Source organism: Bradyrhizobium sp. 25ACV (genome assembly GCF_054863005.1).
On the sequence record NZ_JAVAYO010000112.1, the window covers coordinates 1 to 268 of the forward strand.

A 268-nucleotide genomic window follows, 5' to 3' on the forward strand; every position below is an offset into this window, starting at 1 on the left:
TCGGCAAGGGCACAGTGCAGACGGTCGTCGATCTCGATGAGGTGGTTCACAACAGCAAACCCGAGCTCGGCGAGCTGAAGGTGACGATTTCGCAGTTCTTCCGGGTCAATGGCGGTACGACGCAGCTGCGCGGCGTCACCCCGGATATCAGCCTGCCAGGCTTGTCCGACCCGACGAGCTTCGGCGAGACGAGTTATGACAATGCCCTGCCTTGGGCAGAGATCAAGCCGGCGAAATATACGCCGGAAGGCGACGTCACGGCCTTGCT

At 61.2% G+C, this 268-nt stretch carries 1 protein-coding gene; it reads left to right on the top strand.

Annotated features, from left to right (window positions below; translation table 11 throughout):
* The coding region (locus RAD04_RS38780) for a carboxy terminal-processing peptidase (RefSeq protein WP_461627979.1) at positions 1-268 on the top strand (268 nt) is incomplete at both ends.